Annotated in this window: 15 protein-coding genes and 2 pseudogenes; 13 read left to right on the top strand and 4 right to left on the bottom strand. The window is 71.0% G+C overall.

Annotation, left to right across the window (positions count from 1 at the left end; translation table 11 throughout):
* Nucleotides 1-111: 111 nt before the first annotated feature.
* The 3 genes from LJ657_RS34670 (at nucleotide 112) to folP (ending at nucleotide 4,270) form a co-directional block, all read left to right on the top strand.
* Nucleotides 112-2,583 (top strand): SpoIIE family protein phosphatase, encoded by a 2,472-nt coding sequence (locus LJ657_RS34670; RefSeq protein ID WP_372488010.1) that lies wholly within the window; start codon nucleotides 112-114, stop codon nucleotides 2,581-2,583.
* A gap of 153 nt (nucleotides 2,584-2,736) precedes the next feature.
* Nucleotides 2,737-3,117: a bifunctional 3-phenylpropionate/cinnamic acid dioxygenase ferredoxin subunit gene (locus LJ657_RS34665; protein WP_232652876.1), complete on the top strand. Its 381-nt coding sequence runs from the start codon at nucleotides 2,737-2,739 to the stop codon at nucleotides 3,115-3,117.
* A gap of 262 nt (nucleotides 3,118-3,379) precedes the next feature.
* A complete protein-coding gene (gene folP / locus LJ657_RS34660) occupies nucleotides 3,380-4,270 on the top strand; it encodes a dihydropteroate synthase (protein WP_232652875.1) in 891 nt (296 codons plus the stop codon).
* A 136-nt stretch (nucleotides 4,271-4,406) separates the two neighbouring features.
* Here folP and LJ657_RS34655 read toward each other — a convergent pair whose 3' ends face one another.
* From LJ657_RS34655 to LJ657_RS34640, 4 genes are all read right to left on the bottom strand, one after another.
* Nucleotides 4,407-5,204, bottom strand: coding sequence for an IclR family transcriptional regulator (locus LJ657_RS34655; RefSeq protein ID WP_232652874.1), 798 nt, complete (start codon nucleotides 5,202-5,204; stop codon nucleotides 4,407-4,409).
* Nucleotides 5,205-5,234: 30 nt separating this feature from the next.
* On the bottom strand, nucleotides 5,235-6,107 hold the full coding sequence (gene purU / locus LJ657_RS34650) for a formyltetrahydrofolate deformylase (RefSeq protein WP_232652873.1): 873 nt from the start codon (nucleotides 6,105-6,107) through the stop codon (nucleotides 5,235-5,237).
* Nucleotides 6,108-6,174: 67 nt separating this feature from the next.
* On the bottom strand, nucleotides 6,175-6,957 hold the full coding sequence (locus LJ657_RS34645; RefSeq protein WP_232652872.1) for an IclR family transcriptional regulator: 783 nt from the start codon (nucleotides 6,955-6,957) through the stop codon (nucleotides 6,175-6,177).
* A gap of 57 nt (nucleotides 6,958-7,014) precedes the next feature.
* Complete coding sequence (locus LJ657_RS34640) at nucleotides 7,015-7,377, bottom strand: cupin domain-containing protein (protein WP_232652871.1); 363 nt, start codon at nucleotides 7,375-7,377, stop codon at nucleotides 7,015-7,017.
* A gap of 229 nt (nucleotides 7,378-7,606) precedes the next feature.
* On the opposite strand from LJ657_RS34640, the gene LJ657_RS34635 reads away from it, so the two are divergent.
* The 10 genes and pseudogenes from LJ657_RS34635 to LJ657_RS34595 form a co-directional block, all read left to right on the top strand.
* Nucleotides 7,607-9,007: an MFS transporter gene (locus tag LJ657_RS34635; protein ID WP_232652870.1), complete on the top strand. Its 1,401-nt coding sequence runs from the start codon at nucleotides 7,607-7,609 to the stop codon at nucleotides 9,005-9,007.
* A gap of 350 nt (nucleotides 9,008-9,357) precedes the next feature.
* The gene (locus LJ657_RS34630) at nucleotides 9,358-10,443 is read left to right on the top strand and encodes an S-(hydroxymethyl)mycothiol dehydrogenase (RefSeq protein WP_232652869.1); all 1,086 of its coding nucleotides are present in this window, start codon (nucleotides 9,358-9,360) and stop codon (nucleotides 10,441-10,443) included.
* Nucleotides 10,440-11,072 carry an MBL fold metallo-hydrolase gene (locus tag LJ657_RS34625; protein WP_232652868.1) on the top strand — a complete coding sequence of 211 codons (633 nt, stop codon included), beginning with the start codon at nucleotides 10,440-10,442 and terminating at the stop codon, nucleotides 11,070-11,072. The genes LJ657_RS34630 and LJ657_RS34625 overlap by 4 nt, the downstream gene beginning before the upstream one ends.
* Nucleotides 11,073-11,212: 140 nt before the next feature.
* Nucleotides 11,213-13,651: a GcvT family protein gene (locus LJ657_RS34620; RefSeq protein WP_232652867.1), complete on the top strand. Its 2,439-nt coding sequence runs from the start codon at nucleotides 11,213-11,215 to the stop codon at nucleotides 13,649-13,651.
* Nucleotides 13,652-13,775: 124 nt separating this feature from the next.
* Entirely contained in the window at nucleotides 13,776-14,924 is a 1,149-nt protein-coding gene (gene solA, locus LJ657_RS34615; protein WP_232652866.1) for an N-methyl-L-tryptophan oxidase, read from the top strand.
* 36 nt (nucleotides 14,925-14,960) lie between these two features.
* Nucleotides 14,961-16,094 (top strand): aromatic ring-hydroxylating oxygenase subunit alpha, encoded by a 1,134-nt coding sequence (locus tag LJ657_RS34610; RefSeq protein ID WP_232652865.1) that lies wholly within the window; start codon nucleotides 14,961-14,963, stop codon nucleotides 16,092-16,094.
* Nucleotides 16,095-16,235: 141 nt separating this feature from the next.
* A pseudogene (locus LJ657_RS49145) lies at nucleotides 16,236-16,427 on the top strand (hypothetical protein); the annotation flags it as partial.
* A gap of 188 nt (nucleotides 16,428-16,615) precedes the next feature.
* Nucleotides 16,616-17,797 carry an NAD(P)/FAD-dependent oxidoreductase gene (locus LJ657_RS34605; RefSeq protein ID WP_232652864.1) on the top strand — a complete coding sequence of 394 codons (1,182 nt, stop codon included), beginning with the start codon at nucleotides 16,616-16,618 and terminating at the stop codon, nucleotides 17,795-17,797.
* Nucleotides 17,794-18,231 (top strand): glycine cleavage system protein GcvH, encoded by a 438-nt coding sequence (gene gcvH / locus LJ657_RS34600; RefSeq protein ID WP_232652863.1) that lies wholly within the window; start codon nucleotides 17,794-17,796, stop codon nucleotides 18,229-18,231. The genes LJ657_RS34605 and gcvH overlap by 4 nt, the downstream gene beginning before the upstream one ends.
* Nucleotides 18,228-18,383: pseudogene (locus tag LJ657_RS34595) on the top strand (serine hydroxymethyltransferase); the annotation flags it as partial. The gene gcvH and the pseudogene LJ657_RS34595, both read left to right, overlap by 4 nt.

The following is an 18,383-nucleotide window of genomic DNA, read 5'->3' as shown; positions in this document are numbered from 1 at the left end:
CCTCCGGTCCGGGTGGGGCGGAAGCGGTGCGGGCCGGGCCGGGGCGCCCGCCAGGGCCGTGCACATCGGGCGGACAAGCAGGAACATGGTCGTGTAGAGGACGGCACCCGGATGGCATCCATGGATCCTGCGCGAGAAGCATCCGACGGGCCGACGCCCCAAGGGCCGCGCGAACTCCTCGACGCGTCCACCGACGCGGCGGCGGTCGTGTCCGCGGCGGGCGTCGTGCTCGGCTGGACCCGGGGTGCCGAAGCACTGCTCGGCCGCCCGGCGGCCGAGGTGGTCGGCGCCTCCGCCGCGCGGCTGGTGGCGATGCCCGACGACCCGGCACGGGTGGCCGGTGTGGCGGCGCGGTGCCGTGCCGGAATGGGGTGGAACGCTCTGATCTCCCTACGGCACCGCGACGGCCGGAGCCTCGACGTCGACCTGCGGGTCTCCGCGGCCTTCCGGATCGGCGAGGACGAGTGCTTCCTGATGTCGGCGCGGGAGCGGCGGCAGCAGTGGTCGGTCGGCCAGTCCGTCCTCGACGGGTTCCTGACCCGTTCCCCGATCGGCATGGCGGTGATGGACCAGGAACTGCGCTACGCATGGCTCAACGACACTCTGGAACGTTTCGGCGGAGTGCCCCGCGAGCAGCGGCTGGGACGCCGCCTGAGCGAACTGCTGCCCGGCCTGCAGGCTGCCGCCATCGAGGGACTGATGCGCAAGGTCCTGGAGACCGGGGTCCCGGTCACGGACTACGAGTACCTGGGCTGGAGCTGGGCCGATCCGCACCGCCAGCACGCCTACTCCACGTCCTTCTTCCCGCTGGTGGACGCCGACGACTCCGTCACCGGGGTCTGCTACATGGTCCAGGACGTCACCGAGCGGTGGACCGCCCGCCGGCTCCTGACGCTGGTCAACGAGGCCGGAACCTGCGTCGGTACGACCCTGGACGTGCTGCGGACGGCTCAGGAGCTCGCCGACTTCGCCGTGCCCCGCTTCGCGGACTTCGTCGTCGTGGACCTTCTGGAACCCGTGCTCAGCACCGAAGGGCACGGCGCGTGGCTGACGGACGCCGGGCCGGCCTCGGTAGAACCGGTGATGCGCCGCGCCGGAATGAGCTCGGTGCGCGAGGGCTGCCCGGAGGCCGTGGCACGGATCGGCGACAGGGCGGCCTTCCTGCCTCCGGCGCACGACATGAACCTGCTCATCGACGGAGAGCCGATCCTCCTCCCGGTCCTCGATCCGTCCGACGACCGATGGGTCACCGAACAGCCCGAACGGGCGCAGAAAATAAGGGAGTTCGGAATGCACTCCCTCATCTCCGTGCCGATGCGGGCACGGAACACCGTCCTCGGCCTCACCACGTTCCTACGGTCGCTCAATCCCGTCCAGTTCCAGCCCGACGACGTCCTGCTGGCCCGGGAACTGGTGGCGCGGGCGGCCTTGTGCGTCGACAACGCCCGCCGCTACACCCGGGAGCACACCGCGGCCGTCACCCTGCAGCGCAGTCTGCTGCCGCAGGCCCTGACCGGCGGCACCGCGCTGGAGGTGGCCTCGGCCTATCTGCCGGCGGATCCGACCGACGGTGTGGGCGGCGACTGGTTCGACGTGATCCAGCTGTCCGGGGGCCGGGTCGGCCTTGTCGTCGGTGACGTGGTGGGGCACGGCATCACCGCCGCCGCGACCATGGGCCGGCTGCGCACCGCCGTGCACACCCTCGCCGACATGGAGCTGCCCCCCGACGAACTGCTGGCCCACCTGGACGATCTGGTGCTCCGGCTGAGCGCCGAGAAGAGCGACGACGAGACGGCCCACCGCAGCACCGCCGCCTTCCTCGGGGCGACCTGCCTGTACGCCGTCTACGACCCGGTCACCCGGCGGTGCGCGATGGCGCGCGCAGGGCACCCGCCCCCGGTCGTCGTCGCGCCCGACGGGCAGGTGTCCTTCCCGGAGCCGCCGGCCGGGCCGCCGCTCGGGCTGGGCGGGATGGCGTTCGAGGCCGCCGAGATCGAGCTCGCCGAGAACAGCCTGCTCGGCCTCTACACCGACGGCCTCATCGAGGGCGCCGACGGCGACATGGAACTGGGCATGACCCGGCTCGGCAACCTGCTGGCCCGCTCCGGCCTCGACCTCTCCACGCTGTGCACATCCGCGGTACGGCAACTCGTCCCCGTACCGCAGCCCGACGACATCGCCCTTCTCCTGGCGCGCACCCACGCCCTGGGCGCCGACCACGTCGTCTCGTGGCAGGTGCCGGTGGACCCGGCCGCCGTTGCCGACGTCCGCGCCCGCGCCACCCGCCAGGTGGCGGTCTGGGGGCTGGACGACCTGGCCATGACGACGGAACTCGTGGTCAGCGAGCTGGTCACCAACGCGATCCGCTACGCCGAGCCCCCCATCCGGCTACGGCTCATCCGTGACTCCCGCCTGACCTGCGAGGTCGCCGATGCCAGCAGCACGGCCCCCCGGCTGCGGCATGCGCGGAGCACGGACGAGGGCGGCCGCGGCCTGTTCCTGGTCGCCCAGCTGACCGATCGCTGGGGCGCCCGGTACACGCCCGACGGAAAGATCATCTGGGCCGAGCAGGACATTCCCTGACGCGGTGCGGCGGGCCCCGTGGCTTCCGGAGGCTGCCGCGGGGGTGACTCCCTGACGGCTGCGGGCGGGCGACTCCTTGACAAGGGGTGAGGGCCACCCGAAACTGGCGTTGCGCTTCGCGCATTCAGTTCCGCAATACGCACCGAGGTGGTCATGAAGCTTCCCGCGTGCCGTCTCGCCGATCTGCCGCGAGGCGAGGCGTTCCGGCTCGAGTCGGACCCGGCCGTCGCCGTGTTCCACACCGAGGACGGCGAGCTCTACGCGATCGACGACACCTGCACCCACCAGGACGCCTCGCTCTCCGAGGGCTGGCTGGAGGGCTGCGAGGTCGAATGCCCGCTGCACGCCTCGAAGTTCGACCTGCGCACCGGCGCCGTCGACGCCCCGCCGGCCCGGCTGCCCGTCCGCACCCACCGGGTCCTCGTCGAGGACGGCACGATCTACGTCGAACTGTCCGACGCCCCGCCGAACCTCCCGCCGACCTGCGTCGCGGCCCGCCTCCGGGGGGCCGAGCCCGCGGGAGGGGTCGCGTGAGGAGCGTGGCCGTCGTCGACGACGCGCTCCATCGTCCCAGCGGCCGGCGGCCGGTCTGCGAGGCCGCTGAGCGCTCCGCGGCAGGTGCCGCGACGGGGCGTGGATCGTCTGCGGGCCCGCCGTCGCCGGTCGCGCAGTTCCCCGCACCCGTTCAGGGTGCTGCCGTAGCGCAGTCGACTTCGCCGGGACCGCTCGGGCCGTGCGTCGAGCACCGAGCCGGTGCGGGCGACCGGTTCGCCGTGGCCGGCTCCTCGTGACCGCCATGGTCCAGGCGACCGCCCCGGCGCGCCCCGGGACGCCGGAGCTCCATCCGCACGGGCTGCCGCGGCCCGGCCGGACGCTGGTCATGGGCGTCGTGAACGTCACCCCGGACTCGTTCTCCGACGGCGGGCTGTCGTTCGCCCCGGAAGCTGCCGTCGCGCATGGACTTTCGCTGATCGAGCAGGGGGCGGACATCGTCGACGTGGGCGGGGAGTCGACCCGTCCCGGCGCGGAGCGGCCGACGGCCGAGGAGGAACTGCGGCGTGTCCTGCCGGTCGTCCGGGAACTCGCCGCGGCGGGCGCGGTCGTCAGCGTCGACACCATGCGGGCCGGGGTCGCCACCCGCGCGCTCGACGCGGGCGCACGGCTGATCAACGACGTCTCGGGCGGCCTGGCCGACCCCGCGATGCTGCCGGCCATGGCCCGCGCCGATGCGCCGTACGTGCTGATGCACTGGCGCGGCCACGCCACCGCCATGCAGGCGAACGCGGTCTACGGCGACGTCGTCACCGACGTGGTCGGCGAACTGCGCCTGAGGGTCGAGGCCGCTCTGCAGGCGGGCATCCGGCCCGGCTGCCTGATCGTCGACCCCGGGCTGGGCTTCGCCAAGGAGGCAGAGCACAACTGGCAGTTGCTGGCCCGCCTGGCGGAGGTCCGCGCCCTGGGACATCCCGTCCTGGTGGGCGCGTCACGCAAGTCGTTCCTGGGCCGTCTGCTGGCGGATCCGACGACCGGCCAACCCCGCCCGGCCCAGTCGCGCGACGCCGCGACCACCGCCGTGTCCGTACTCGCCGCCGCACAGGGCGCGTGGTGCCTACGAGTACACGACGTGACGTCGACACTCGACGCGGTACGGGTAACGGCCCGCTGGGGCGCCGAGACGCCTGCCTGACAACCGCGGTTCGGCAGCGGCTCGGTTTTTCAGGGGCGCGGGGCTGTACCGATATGCGGCTCCGCCGCGTGGGCGCGACCAGCCACGACGGCGCCGCAGACGGAATACGGCACACCCGCGGCCAGCCGCGCAGCGCCTAGCCCAGATACCCCATCCGATGGCTGATCTCCTCCGCCCCCTTGAGCAGCACCGGTGCCACCTCCTGCATGCGCTCCTCGGTGAACCGGTACGCCGGCCCGGACGCGCTGAGCGCGCCGATGACCTCGCCGTCGCGGGAGCGGATCGGGGCCGCCATGGCGTGCAGTCCGATCTCGAGCTCCTCCAGCGTCACCGCGTATCCGCGCTCCCGGGCCGTGGCGAGGTCCTTCTCCAGCTTCGCCCTCGCCGTGAGGGTGTGCGGCGTGAGCTTCCGCAGCCCGGATGCCGCGAGTACGGCAGCGCGCTCCTGCGCCGGCAGATGGGCCAGCAGGATCTTGCCGCTGGACGTGGCGTGCACGGGGGTGAGCTGTCCGACCCAGTTGTGGGTGCCGACCGCCCCCGGGCCGCGCACCTGGTAGAGGTTGACGGCGTAATGCTCCTGCAGGACCGCGATGTTGACGGTTTCGCCGATCTCCTCACTGAGCCGCTCGCAGACCGGCCGGCCCTGCTGGGTGATGTCGAGCCGGCCGGTGACCGCGCCGGCCAGCCGCACGATCCCGAAGCCGAGCCGGTACTTGCCCCGCTCGGCCGTCTGCTCCACCAGACCGCGTGCCTCCAGCGCGCCGAGCAGGCGGAACGCGGTCGACTTGTGGACGTCGATCTCGCCGGCCACCTCGCTGACGCCCGCCTCGCCGCGCTGGGCGAGGATCTCCAGGACGCTGACCGCACGGTCGACGGACTGCACCCCGTTCACCGCGGGAGCCGATGTCTCGCCGTCTGCCGTGTAGTTGCTCATGGCGCAACTATACGCATTCGGTGTCGGGCGTCAGCGGAAGACGACGGTGCAGTGCCCGTTGACCAGGACGCGGCTCTCGCTGTGCCACCGCACGGCACGGGCGAGCACCTGCGCCTCGACGTCGCGGCCGATGGTGACCAGGTCGTCCGGGTCGCGCGAGTGGTCCACGCGGACCACGTCCTGCTCGATGATCGGGCCTTCGTCGAGGTCCGAGGTGACGTAGTGCGCCGTGGCCCCGACGAGCTTGACGCCGCGCCGGTGCGCCTGGACGTAGGGGCGGGCCCCCTTGAAGCTCGGCAGGAAGGAGTGGTGGATGTTGATGGCCCGTCCGTCGAGCTGCTTGCACAGGTCGTCGGAGAGGATCTGCATATAGCGGGCGAGGACCACGAGGTCGATGTCGAGCTCGTCGACGAGGCGCAGCAGATGTGCCTCCGCCTCCGCCTTGGTCTCCTTCGTCACCGGGATGTGGTGGAAGGGGATGCCGTAGCTCTGCGCCAGCGGCTCGAACTCGCGGTGGTTGGAGACGATCGCCGGGATCTCGATGTCGAGCGCGCCCGTGGACCTGCGGAAGAGCAGGTCGTTCAGGCAGTGGCCGAACTTCGACACCATGATCAGCGTGCGGGTCGGGGTGGCGGCGTCGCGCAGCTGCCAGGTGATCCGGTACGCCTCGGCGACCGGGCCGAAGCCGCTGCGCAGTCCCTCCAGTGAGACGTCGGGCTCCGGGACGGCGAAGTGCACCCGCATGAAGAAGCGGCCCTGCAGTCGGTCGTCGAACTGCCGGCTCTCCAGGATGTTGCCGGAGTGGCTCACGAGAAACGTCGTCACGGCGTGGACCAGGCCGGCCTGGTCGGGGCAGGAGAGGGTGAGGACGAACTCGTGGCCCGGCTGCGGTTGAGGAGACATTGACATCCTCCAGGGGTTGATGTGTACGTGTGCGGCCCGGGTTCGGGCTGTTGGACGTGCGCGGGGCTCAGACCCGGCGCAGATGGCCGAGCCGGGCCGAGATCCGGTCGGCCGCGGCCCGGACCGTGGCGGAGATCTCCGGCAGCCGCTGCTCGGTCAGCCGGTAGGACGGTCCCGATGCGCTGAGTGCGGCCACGACCTGCCCGTTGAAGGTGAAGACCGGTGCGGCCACCGCGTTCAGGCCCGTCTCCAGCTCCTCGACGCTGTAGGCGCAGCCGTCGGAGCGGACGCTCGTCAACTGGGCCCGGAGCGCGCCGGGTTCGGTGACGGTGTGCGGGGTGTAGCTCTCCAGCGGCGCCGCCAGCCTGCGGTCCAGTTCGGGCCCGGTCAGATGTGCCAGCAGGACCTTGCCGCTGGAGGTGGCGTGCAACGGCGTACGCCGCCCCAGCCAGTTGTGCGTGGTGATGGCGGAAGGGCCCAGCACCTGGTCGACGTTGATGGCGGCGCCGCCGTCGAGGACGGCCAGGTTGATGGTCTCCGCGACCTGCGCCGCCAGCTGCTCGCAGACCGGACGGCTCTGCTGGGAGAGGTCCAGCCGGACCGTGGCCGCGCCCGCCAGGCGCACCAGGCCGAGGCCGAGGCGGTACTTGCCCCGCTCCTCCGTGTGCTCGATGAGCCCGCGCAACTCCAGGGCGGTGGCCAGCCGCGAGGCGGTCGACTTGTGCACGCCCAGTTCGGCGGCGATCTCCGTGACGCCCGCCTCTTCCCGGTGCCCCAGATATTCGAGGATGCTCACGGCCCGGTCGACCGACTGCACCGGGGACTCCGGCTGGTACGAGGAGTCCGCCATCACGCGACCTCCTGCATGACTGTCCCCCGTGGATACATGACTGCCCCCCGCTGACGGCTACTTGTAGATGACGAAGACCTTGCGCAGCGTCTCGTGGATGGTCCGCGTGCCCTGCCAGCCGATCGGGAACACCGCGGTGGTTCCCGGGCCGACCTCGGTCGTGGCCCCGCCCTTCTCCTCGCAGGTCATACGGCCGGACAGCACATGGATGACCTCTCCGCGGTCGGCGAAGTCCCAGACCGACTCGCCGGGTTCGCACTCCCATGTCCCGCTGACGATCCTGTCGTCGTCCGAGGTGAAGATGCGCCGGCTGCGGGTCTGCATGGGGCCGCCGAGCGGCGTGGCCGTCGGCGGGGCCAGATCCCTCTTGTCCTCGAGCTCCTCGGAGGCCAGGGATCCGGCGTTGAGGCTGATGGTCATGGTCTTCCCCTTGCACGGTCGCGAGACTGGTGTTGTCTCTCTATATAAAACACGCTTCGCTATGTGCAACATCTTGGATGCGTGCTGAGGTGCCGTCAAGAGTCGGCAAGAGCTTCTGCGGCTTGTCTTGACGCCGGCACGCTATCGATGTTCCGTTGCGTAGGGAGAAACGCGTTCACGTGAGCGCAACAATCGCCGCAGCCCCCCGTCCCCCATCCCGGGAGTCCAGATGACCATCCGTGCCGTCGACGAGGCGCCACTGAACAAGTTCCATCGCAAACTCACCTGGGCCTGTGCCGGCGGCCCCTTCCTGGACGGATACCTGCTCAGCATCATCGGTGTCGCGCTCGTCGGCATGAGCAAAGAGCTGCATCTGAGCACCGGGGACGAGAGCCTCATCGGCGCCGCCGCCCTGGTCGGCATCTTCGTCGGAGGCCTGTTCTTCGGCGCCCTCACTGACAAGCTCGGCCGTGAGGCCATGTACACGATCGACCTGGCGGTCCTGGTCGGCGGCTCCATCCTGTCGGTGTTCGCCAACGAGACCTGGCAGTTGGTGCTCCTGCGCTTCGTGCTCGGCATGGCCATCGGGGCCGACTACCCGATCGCCACGTCCCTGCTCGCCGAATGGGTGCCGAACAAGCACCGTGGCCGACTGCTCGGCATCCTCATCCTGGCCTGGTATGTCGGCGCGGCCGCCGCCTATGTGATCGGCTACGCGATGGCCGAGATCGGTGGCACCGGCACCTGGCGCTGGATGCTCGCCTCGGGTGCCGTGCTCAGCGCCGTGATCCTGCTGCTGCGCATCGGTACGCCCGAGTCCCCGCTCTGGCTCGTCAACAAGGGCCGTACCGCCGACGCGCAGAAGGCGATCAAGAAGGCGCTCGACCGCACGGTCTCGATCGACGACCTGCTCGCCGCGTCGGCCGACGAGCAGGCGGTGGAGCAGAGCGGGTTCCGGGACCTGTTCCGGGGCGCCTATCTGCGCCGGACGCTGTTCTGCGGGCTGTTCTACATGTGCCAGATCACGCCGATGTTCGCGCTGTACACCTTCGGTCCCACCATCCTGGGCTCCTTCGGTCTCGGTGAGGGCAACGTCAGCAACCTGGGCTCCGGGCTGATCAGCGTCGTGTTCGTGCTGGGCTGCATCCCCGCGCTGCGTCTGGTGGACCGGGTGGGGCGCCGCCCCGTCATCGTGTGGTCGTTCGCCCTGATGGTGGTGCCGCTCGCGGTGCTCGGCGGCGGCTCAGCGCTCCCCGTCGCCGTGGTCGTCGCGTGCTTCTGCGCCTATGCCCTCTTCTCCGGTGGGCCCACGGTGCTGGAGTGGACGTACCCGAACGAGCTGTTCCCGACGAGTGTCCGGGCCACCGCGGGCGGCGTGGCGACCTCGATCAGCCGCATCGGAGCCGCCGCGGGCACCTATCTGCTGCCCATCTCCCTCGACAGGCTGGGTATCGGTACGACCATGCTCATCGGCGCCGGCATCACCGTACTGGGCTGGCTGGTCTCCTTCGCCTGGGCCGAGGAGACGCGCGGACGCACGCTGGCGGAGACCAGCGCCCTGCCCGGCTCCGGGCGGTCCGTGGCGGCCGGCGGGGAGCGCAGTGACGCCCTGCGCAAGAGCGGGCTGTGACGGTTCTGGCGGTGTGACGACGCCGAATCCGGCGACATGCAGCGGCCGGCCCCGGCAGGGCCGGCCGCTGCATGTCGCTGCCCGCCGCCAGGTGTCCAAAGGCTGTCGAAATTGTGCGAAGTTCGCCCCTGGCGACCCCTTGACAGTGGTTGCCCGCGCGGAACACAGTTTCATTGTTGCTTATAGCGAGGTTTGATGCGTAATACGCAACAGAATCCTCGACCCTCAGAGATGTCGAGCACGTCTCGCTCCGCGGGAGCGATCGACCGGCCACGCCCTACGAGCCCCGCCGTCCAGAACACCCGGCCGAAGGCTGCATTCGGCCCTCCCCCTCATCGAGGAGATCGACCGTGACACACGAGGTACGCGCCGTCGTCGCCCTGGAAAAGGGCGCCCCGGTCTCCGTGGAGACCGTTTTGGTGCCGGACCCCGGCCCGGGTGAGGCGCTGGTGCAGGTGCAGGCCTGCGGCGTCTGCCACACCGACCTGCACTACCGCGAGGGCGGGATCAGCGACGAGTTCCCGTTCCTGCTCGGCCACGAGGCCGCGGGCGTGGTCGAGGCGGTCGGCGAGGGCGTCACCGACGTCGCGCCGGGCGACTTCGTCGTCCTCAACTGGCGTGCGGTGTGCGGTACTTGCCGGGCCTGCCGCAAGGGCGAGCCGTGGTACTGCTTCGCCACGCACAACGCCACGCAGCCCATGACGCTGGCCGACGGCACCCCGCTCTCGGCGGCCCTGGGAATCGGCGCCTTCGCCGAGAAGACCCTGGTCGCCGCCGGCCAGTGCACCAAGGTCGACCCGACCGCCCCGGCCACCGCCGCGGGCCTGCTCGGCTGCGGTGTGATGGCGGGTTTCGGCGCCGCGGTCAACACGGGCGGCGTCGGCCGCGGCGACTCGGTCGCGGTGATCGGCTGCGGCGGCGTCGGTATGGCAGCCGTCGCGGGCGCCAAGGTGGCCGGCGCGAGCCGGATCATCGCCGTCGACGTCGACGAGCGGAAGCTGAAGTGGGCAGAGCAGTTCGGCGCCACCGACACCGTCGACTCCTCCCGGACCGACGCCGTCGAGGCGATCCGAAACCTCACCGGCGGCTTCGGCGCCGACGTCGTCGTGGACGCGGTGGGCCGTCCCGAGACCTTCAAGCAGGCCTTCTACGCCCGCGACCTGGCCGGAACCGCCGTCCTGGTGGGCGTCCCCACCCCGGGCCTCACCCTCCACCTGCCCCTGCTGGACGTCTTCGGCCGCGGCGGGGCCCTGAAGTCCTCCTGGTACGGCGACTGCCTGCCCTCCCGCGACTTCCCCGCCCTGATCGACCTCTACCTCCAGGGCCGCTTCGACCTCGGCGGATTCGTCAGCGAGGTGATCACCCTGGACGAGGTCGAGGAGGCGTTCGCCAGGATGCACCACGGCGAGGTCCTGCGCTCGGTGGTGGCCCTGTGACCGCGCGGATCGAGCACCTGGTCACCTCCGGGACCTTCCGGCTGGACGGCGGCAGCTGGGAGGTGGACAACAACGTCTGGCTGATCGGCGACGACCGGGAGGTCCTGGTCATCGACGCCGCTCACGACGCCGAGGCCATCGCGGCCGCCGTCGGCGACCGGCGCCTGGTCGCCATCGTCTGCACCCACGCCCACAACGACCACGTGGGCGCCGCCCCGGCCCTGGCCACCCGCACCGGCGCGCCCATCCTGCTCCACCCGGCCGACGAGGTGCTCTGGAAAGCGGCCCACGCCCCACGGGTGCCCGGCTACTGGGAGCTCATCGACGGCGAGGAGCTGACCGTCGCCGGCATCCGGCTGCACGTGCTGCACACCCCCGGACACTCTCCCGGTGCGGTCTGCCTGTACGCGCCCGAGCCGGCCGCCCTGTTCTCCGGCGACACCCTGTTCCAGGGCGGCCCCGGCGCCACCGGCCGCTCCTACTCCGACTTCGACACCATCATCGGCTCCATCCGCACCCGGCTGCTGACCCTCCCCGCGGACACCACCGTGCACACCGGCCACGGCCCCACCACCTCGATCGGGGCCGAGGCGCCCCACCTCGACGACTGGATCGCACGGGGCCACTAGGCGCTCCGCGGGCAGTGCCGCACATCGATGCGGCCCCGCGCCCCGTCAGGGCGCGGCCGAGCGGCAGCGGACCATGCCCGACCCGCTCAGGCCTGGCAGGCCCCAACTGCCGTCACAGCAAACGAATCTGGAGGAAGGCCATGGCGACACAGCCGAAGGTGGTCATCATCGGCGCCGGCATCGTCGGGTGCGCGCTCAGCGACGAACTGACCGCACGCGGCTGGACGGACGTCACCGTCCTGGAGCAGGGCCCGCTCTTCGCCACGGGCGGCTCCACCTCGCACGCCCCCGGTCTGGTCTTCCAGACCAACGGCTCCAAGACGATGACCGAGTTCGCCCGCTACACGGTCGAGAAGTACAACGCGCTGACCCTGGACGGGCAGTGGTGCTTCAACCAGGTCGGCGGCCTGGAGGTGGCGACCAGCCCCGAACGGCTGGCGGAGATCCAGCGCCGGCATGGCTGGCTCACCTCCTGGGGAGTGGACAGCCGCCTGCTCAGCCCCGAGGAGTCCGCCGCTCTGCACCCCCTGCTGGACGTCGAGCGGATCGTGGGCGGCTTCCACATCCCCAGCGACGGCCTGGCCAACGCACTGCGCGCGGGCGAGGCGCAGGCCCGCCGGGCGATCGCCCGCGGCGCCCGCTTCCACGCCCACCACACCGTCACCGGCATCGAGACGACCGGCGACCGGGTCAGCGCGGTCGTCACCGACCAGGGCGTCTTCCGGGCGGACATCGTGGTCTCCTGCGCCGGGTTCTGGGGCCCGGAGATCGGCCGCATGGTCGGGCAGCCGGTGCCGCTGGTGCCCCTGGCCCACCAGTACGCCCGCACCACGCAGCTCCCCGTACTCGCCGGGCGCAACGACGAGGACACCCAGGCGTCCCTGCCGATCCTGCGCAACCAGGACGCGGGCCTGTACTACCGCGAACTCGTCGACCGCATCGGCATCGGCTCCTACGCCCACCGGCCCATGCCCGTCTCCCTGGACGAGGTCGCCCACCCGCGGGACGCCGTCATGCCGTCCTCGCTCCGCTTCACCGAGGCCGACTTCGAGGGCGCCTGGACCGACTCCGTCTCCCTGCTGCCCTCCCTGTCGGACGCGAAGGTGGAGGAGGGCTTCAACGGCATCTTCTCCTTCACCTCCGACGGCATGCCGCTGATGGGCGAGTCGGCGAAGGTGCAGGGCTTCTGGCTGGCCGAGGCGGTCTGGGTCACCCACTCCGCCGGCGTCGCGAAGGCCATGGCCCAATGGCTGGTCGACGGCAGGCCCGGCACCGACGTCCACGAGTGCGACATCAACCGCTTCGAAGAGGTCCAGCTCACCCCCTTGTACGTGCACGAGCGCAGCTGCCAGAACTTCGTCGAGGTCTACGACATCCTGCACCCGCTGCAGCCGGCCGAGTCCCCGCGCCCGTTGCGGATCAGCCCCTTCCACTCCCGTCAGGAGGCCCTCGGCGCGGTCTTCCTGGAGGGCGGCGGCTGGGAGCGCCCGCACTGGTACGAGGCCAACGCCTCGCTGCCCGAGGTGGCCCGTGTCCCCGGCCGCAACGCCTGGGCGTCGCGCTACTGGTCGCCGATCGCCGGAGCCGAGGCACTCGTCACCCGTGAGCGCGTGGCCCTGTACGACATGACCCCGCTCAAGCGGCTGGAGGTCACCGGCCCCGAAGCGCTCGCCTTCCTCCAGGAGTTGACGACCAATCAGCTCGACAGGCCGGTCACCTACACCCTGTTGCTCGACAGTGCCGGCGGCGTCCGCAGCGACCTGACCATCGCCCGTCTGGAGGCCGAGCGCTTCCAGATCGGCGCCAACGGCAACCTCGACCTGGACTGGCTGCGTCGGCACCTGCCCGGCGACGGCTCCGTGCAGGTTCGGGACATCACCGCCGGCACCTGCTGCCTGGGTGTCTGGGGCCCGCGCGCCCGCGATCTCGTGCAGCCCCTGACCGACATCGACTTCTCCCACAAGGGCTTCGGCTACTTCAAGGCCAAGCAGGCCCACCTCGGCGACGTCCCGGTCACCGCGATGCGGCTCAGCTACGTGGGCGAGCTCGGGTGGGAGATCTACACCACCGCCGACCTCGGCGCCCGACTGTGGGACACACTGTGGCAGGCCGGACAGGACGTGGGCATCATCGCCGCAGGCCGCAGCGCCTTCAACAGCCTGCGCCTGGAGAAGGGCTACCGCTCCTGGGGCCATGACATGACCACCGAGCACAACCCCTACGAGGCCGGCCTCGGCTTCGCCGTACGCCCCAGCAAGCAGCACTTCACCGGCAGGTCCGCCCTGGAGGGGATCACCGAGGACACGGTCGCCCGCCGCCTCGTCCCCCTCCTCATCGAGGACCAGCAGTCCGTGGTGCTGGGCCACGAACCGGTCCATGTGAACGGCCGCCCGGTCGGCTACGTCACCAGCGCCGCCTACGGCTACACCATCGACGCCCCGATCGCCTACGCCTGGCTACCCGCCGAGCACACCGCTCCCGGAACCCGGGTGGAGATCGAGTACTTCGGCACCGGGATCGCGGCCACCACCGCAGCCGAGCCGCTGTTCGACCCGGAGATGTCCCGCATCCGCCGCTGACCCGAGCCCCGAAGGGGCGCGGGGCTGTATCGATTTGCGGCTCCGCCGCGTGGGCGCGACCAGCCCCCACCGGCCCGCACATTCATCACACCCAACACCGGCAAGACTCCCAGGAGATGGACACATGCCCCCTTCGTACGACGTAATCGTCGTAGGCCTGGGCGGAATGGGCAGCGCAGCGGCCTATCACCTCGCCAAACGCGGCCGGCAAGTGCTGGGCATCGACCGCTTCGGGCCGGCCCACAACCTCGGTTCCAGCCACGGCGGTTCGCGCATCTACCGGCAGGCCTACTTCGAGGACCCGGCCTACGTCCCGCTGCTGCTGCGCGCCCACGAACTGTGGGAGAAGCTGGCCGTCGACTCCGGCCACGAGGTCTTCACCGAGACCGGTGGTCTGATGATCGGCCGCGAGGACAGCGAGGCCTTCGCCGGCACCCTGCGCAGCGCCCACGAGTGGGGCCTGGACCACGAGGTCCTGGGTGCCTCCGACATCCGGCGCCGCTTCCCCACCTTCAACCCGGCCGCCGAGGACGTTGCCTTCTACGAGCGCAGGGCCGGCATCGCCCGGCCCGAGGCGACCGTCACCGCCCATCTGGACCTGGCCCGGGCCCACGGCGCCGAGCTGCACTTCGCCGAGATGGTCCTCGGCTGGGAGGCCGACGGGCCGGGCGGCAAGGCCTGGGTGGTCACCGACCGCGGTGCCTACACCGCCGAACGACTGGTCATCGCCCCCGGTGCCTGGGCGCCGAAGCTGCTGTCCGACATCGGCGTGCAGGTGACGGTGGAGCGGCAGGTCATGTACTGGTTCCAGCCCGAGGGCGGCACCGGCCCGTTCACCGCCGACCGGCACCCCGTCTACATCTGGGAGGACCCGGACGGCACCCAGATCTACGGCTTCCCCTCCCTCGACGGCCCCGAGGGCGGCGCCAAGGTCGCCTTCTTCCGCAAGGGCGTCCCCAGCGACCCCGACACCCTCGACCGGCGCATCCACCCGGACGAGATCGAGGCCATGGCCGCCCATCTGCGCCCCCGCATCCCCACCCTGCCCGGCAGCTTCCTCAAGGCCGCGGCCTGCATGTACACCAACACGCCGGACGAGCACTTCGTCCTCGCCCACCATCCCGACCATCCGCAGGTGACCGTGGCCTGCGGATTCTCCGGCCACGGGTTCAAGTTCGTGCCCGTGATCGGCGAGATCCTCGCCGACCTCGCCACCGAAGGCACCACCGAGCACCCCATCGCCCTGTTCGACCCTCGCCGTGTGCGCGTCTGACATTTCCCGAGTCCGACATTTTCCGAAGGTGACCTGATGACCATGATGGATCTGCCCCCCAGTCTGATCTCCACACTGCCCGGGGAGTACTACACCGACCCCGAGGTCTTCGCCCTGGAACAGGAGCGCGTCTTCGAGGCCATGTGGTTCTGCGTGGCCCGCGCCCCGGAACTGGCCAGGCCGGGCCAGTTCCGCACCTTCCAGGTGGGCCGGGAGAGCGTGTTGGTCTCACGCTCCCGGGACGGCTCGGTCAAGGCGTTCCTGAACATCTGCCGGCACCGCGGCGCGAAGCTGTGCACGGAGGAGTCCGGCGAGGTCAAGCGCGCCTTCCAGTGCCCGTACCACGCCTGGACCTACGGCCTGGACGGCAAACTGGTGGCCGCGCCGAACCTGACCTCGATGCCGGACATCGACCGGACCGCCTACGGCCTGGTCAACGTCCATGTCCGGGAGTGGCTCGGCTATGTGTGGGTGTGCCTGGCCGAGAAGCCCCCGTCCTTCGAGGAGGACGTGCTGGGCGCGGTCGTCGAGCGGCTCGGCGACGTCGAGTCCATCGAGCGGTACGGCATCGAGAACCTCCAGGTGGGCCGCCGTATCACCTACGACGTGAAGGCCAACTGGAAGCTCGTCATCGAGAACTTCATGGAGTGCTACCACTGCGCGACCATCCACCCCGAACTCACCGAGGTGCTCCCGGAGTTCGCGGACGGATACGCGGCGCAGTACTACGTCGGGCACGGCGCGGAGTTCGGGGCGGAGGTCGAGGGCTTCACCGTCGACGGCTCCGCGGGCCTGGACCGTATCCCGGGGGTCGCCGAGAACCAGGACCGCCGCTACTACGCGATCACCGTACGGCCGCAGGTCTTCATCAACCTCGTCCCCGACCACGTGATCTTCCACCGGATGTACCCGATATCGGCCGACCGCACGGTCGTCGAGTGTGACTGGCTGTATCTCCCGCACGTGGTGGAGAGCGGCAAGGACGTGGAGCGTTCCGTGGAGCTGTTCCACCGTGTCAACCAGCAGGACTTCGACGCGTGTGAGCGCACCCAGCCGGCGATGAGCTCGCGGGCGTACGCCAAGGGTGGCGTCCTGGTGCCCAGTGAGCACCACATCGGCGAGTTCCACAGCTGGCTGCAGGGCAGGCTCGACGCCCAGCCCGCCGGCTGAGCCCGGCCACCCCGATACCGCCCGTCCGCCTGCCGTTCGGCGGCCCCCTCCGGCAGGTGGACGGGCTGTCACTGCTGGACAGGGGGCAGCTGAGCCGCACCGACCATTACTGGGGTATGGCCAAGTCCAGATCCCGGCGGTCCGCGCCAGTCGGCCCTGGAGGTGGCCCACCGCTATCTGCCCGCCCAGGCCGGAGTGGGCGGGGACTGGTTCGACGTCATCCCGCTGCCCGGCGCCCTCAACCTGGCTGCCGGCGAACTCCTCGGCCCTGGACGCAGCGCCGACCGGGCTCGACGAGACCATGGCCGACCTGCTGCTCGACCAGTGGGACGAGCCGACGCTGTAACCCCTGTTCCAGCCCTCCTCAAAGTTGCGCATAGCGCAACCTTCTGCGCTATTGCGCACTGATGCCGCCCGTCTATTGACAAGCCCCCGACCTCGCCCCAAGCATGTTGCGTATAGCGAGCATTGTTGTGTAATTCGAGACACCCGGTCGGGTACCCGCAACCCGGAGGTTCCCCATGAGCATCACCGTCGTCGGCGCGTCGCTGGCAGGCCTGAGCACGGTCCGCGCGCTGCGCGCAGAGGGCTACGACGGCGAGATCGTCGTCGTGGGGGAGGAGCGCCACGCCCCCTACGACCGCCCGCCGCTCTCCAAGGACTTCCTCAAGGGGGACATCGACGCCAACGAGCTCGCACTCGGTGACGCCGACGAGTACGAGGCCCTCCAGGTCACCTGGCTGCTCGGCGAGCGCGCCGTACGCCTCGACCCCGCGGACCGGTCCGTCACCCTGGCCGGTGGACGCCGGCTGCGCAGCGAGGGCGTCGTCGTCGCGACCGGCGCCGGCCCCCGGCTGCTGCCCGGCATGGACGGTATGGCCGGTGTCCACACCCTGCGCACCCTCGACGACGCCGAGGCCCTGCGCGCCGAACTGCTGGACGGACTGCCCCGGGTCGTCATCATCGGTGCCGGCTTCATCGGCGCCGAAGTGGCCTCCACCGCCCACCGGCTCGGTCTCCACGTCACCGTCGTGGAAGCCGTCGACGTCCCGCTGGAACGCCAACTGGGGCGCGAGATGGGCCTGGTGGTCTCCTCGCTGCACACCGACCACGGAGTGCGTCTGCTGTGCGGAACCGGCGTGGCGGGACTCACCGGCGAGGACCGGGTCACCGGGGTACGGCTGGCGGACGGGCGCCTGCTGCCCGCCGACATCGTCGTGGTCGGGGTGGGTGTACGGCCCGCCACCGCCTGGCTCGCCGGGTCCGGCGTGCAGGTGGACGACGGCGTGGTGTGCGACCCCGGCGGCGCGAGCAGCGTCCCGGGCGTGGTCGCCGTCGGCGACGTCGCCCGATGGCCCAACCCGTTCACCGGACGCCACGCCCGCATCGAGCACTGGAGCAACGCCACCGAGCAGGCGAAGACCGCCGCCCGGACCCTGCTCACCGGCGAGTCCGCCGCGCCCGCCCGGGTCACCGCGCCGTACTTCTGGTCCGACCAGTACCAGGTGCGCATCCAGCTCGCCGGACACGTCGCCCCCGGCGACCGGCCCGAACTCATCGAGGGCAGCCTCGATGGCCGCTCCTTCGTCTCCGTCTACCTGCGCGAGGGCACCCCCGTCGCCGTGCTCTCCCTGAACCAGCCGAAGCTGTTCAACCGGCTCCGCCGCACCCTCGCCCCCGCCACCGCGGCCGCCGTGTCATGAGCCCCGCCTCCCGACTTCCCCTGCGAGGGCGGCAGACGACCGCCCCGAGCATCCCGCGGCACCTGCGCTACACATGGGACCACGAGTGGCTGGTCGTGGACGAGGGCAACGCCACCGTCGGCATCACCGCCTTCGCGGCCGAGACCCTCGGCGACGTCGTCCACCTGCGGCTGCCCGAGGTCGGCAGCCGCGTCGAGGCGGGCGAGAGCTGCGGAGAGATCAGGTCACGGACCGCCGTCAGCGGCCTGTACGCCCCGGCCTCGGGCGAGGTCCTGGAAGTCAACACCGCGCTCGCCGACGCGCCCGGCGTCGTCAACACCGCCCCCTACACCGTCGGTTGGCTGTTCCGGCTGCGGGTCGAGAACATCGCCGGCGCCCTGTCCGCCGACGCCTACGCAGCCCACTGCGCCCACACCCGAGGAGACCGCCGATGACCCTGCTCAACCAGTCGCTGCGCACACTGGACCCGGACATCGCCGCCGCGGTCGACGCCGAGCTGCACCGTCAGCAGTCCACCCTCGAGATGATCGCCTCGGAGAACTTCGCGCCGCTGGCCGTCATGGAGGCGCAGGGCTCGGTGCTGACC

It is taken from the genome of Streptomyces guryensis (assembly GCF_021261325.1).
GTDB classification, from domain to species: Bacteria; Actinomycetota; Actinomycetes; order Streptomycetales; family Streptomycetaceae; genus Streptomyces; species Streptomyces guryensis.
This window is presented reverse-complemented; position numbering and strand designations above follow the sequence as displayed.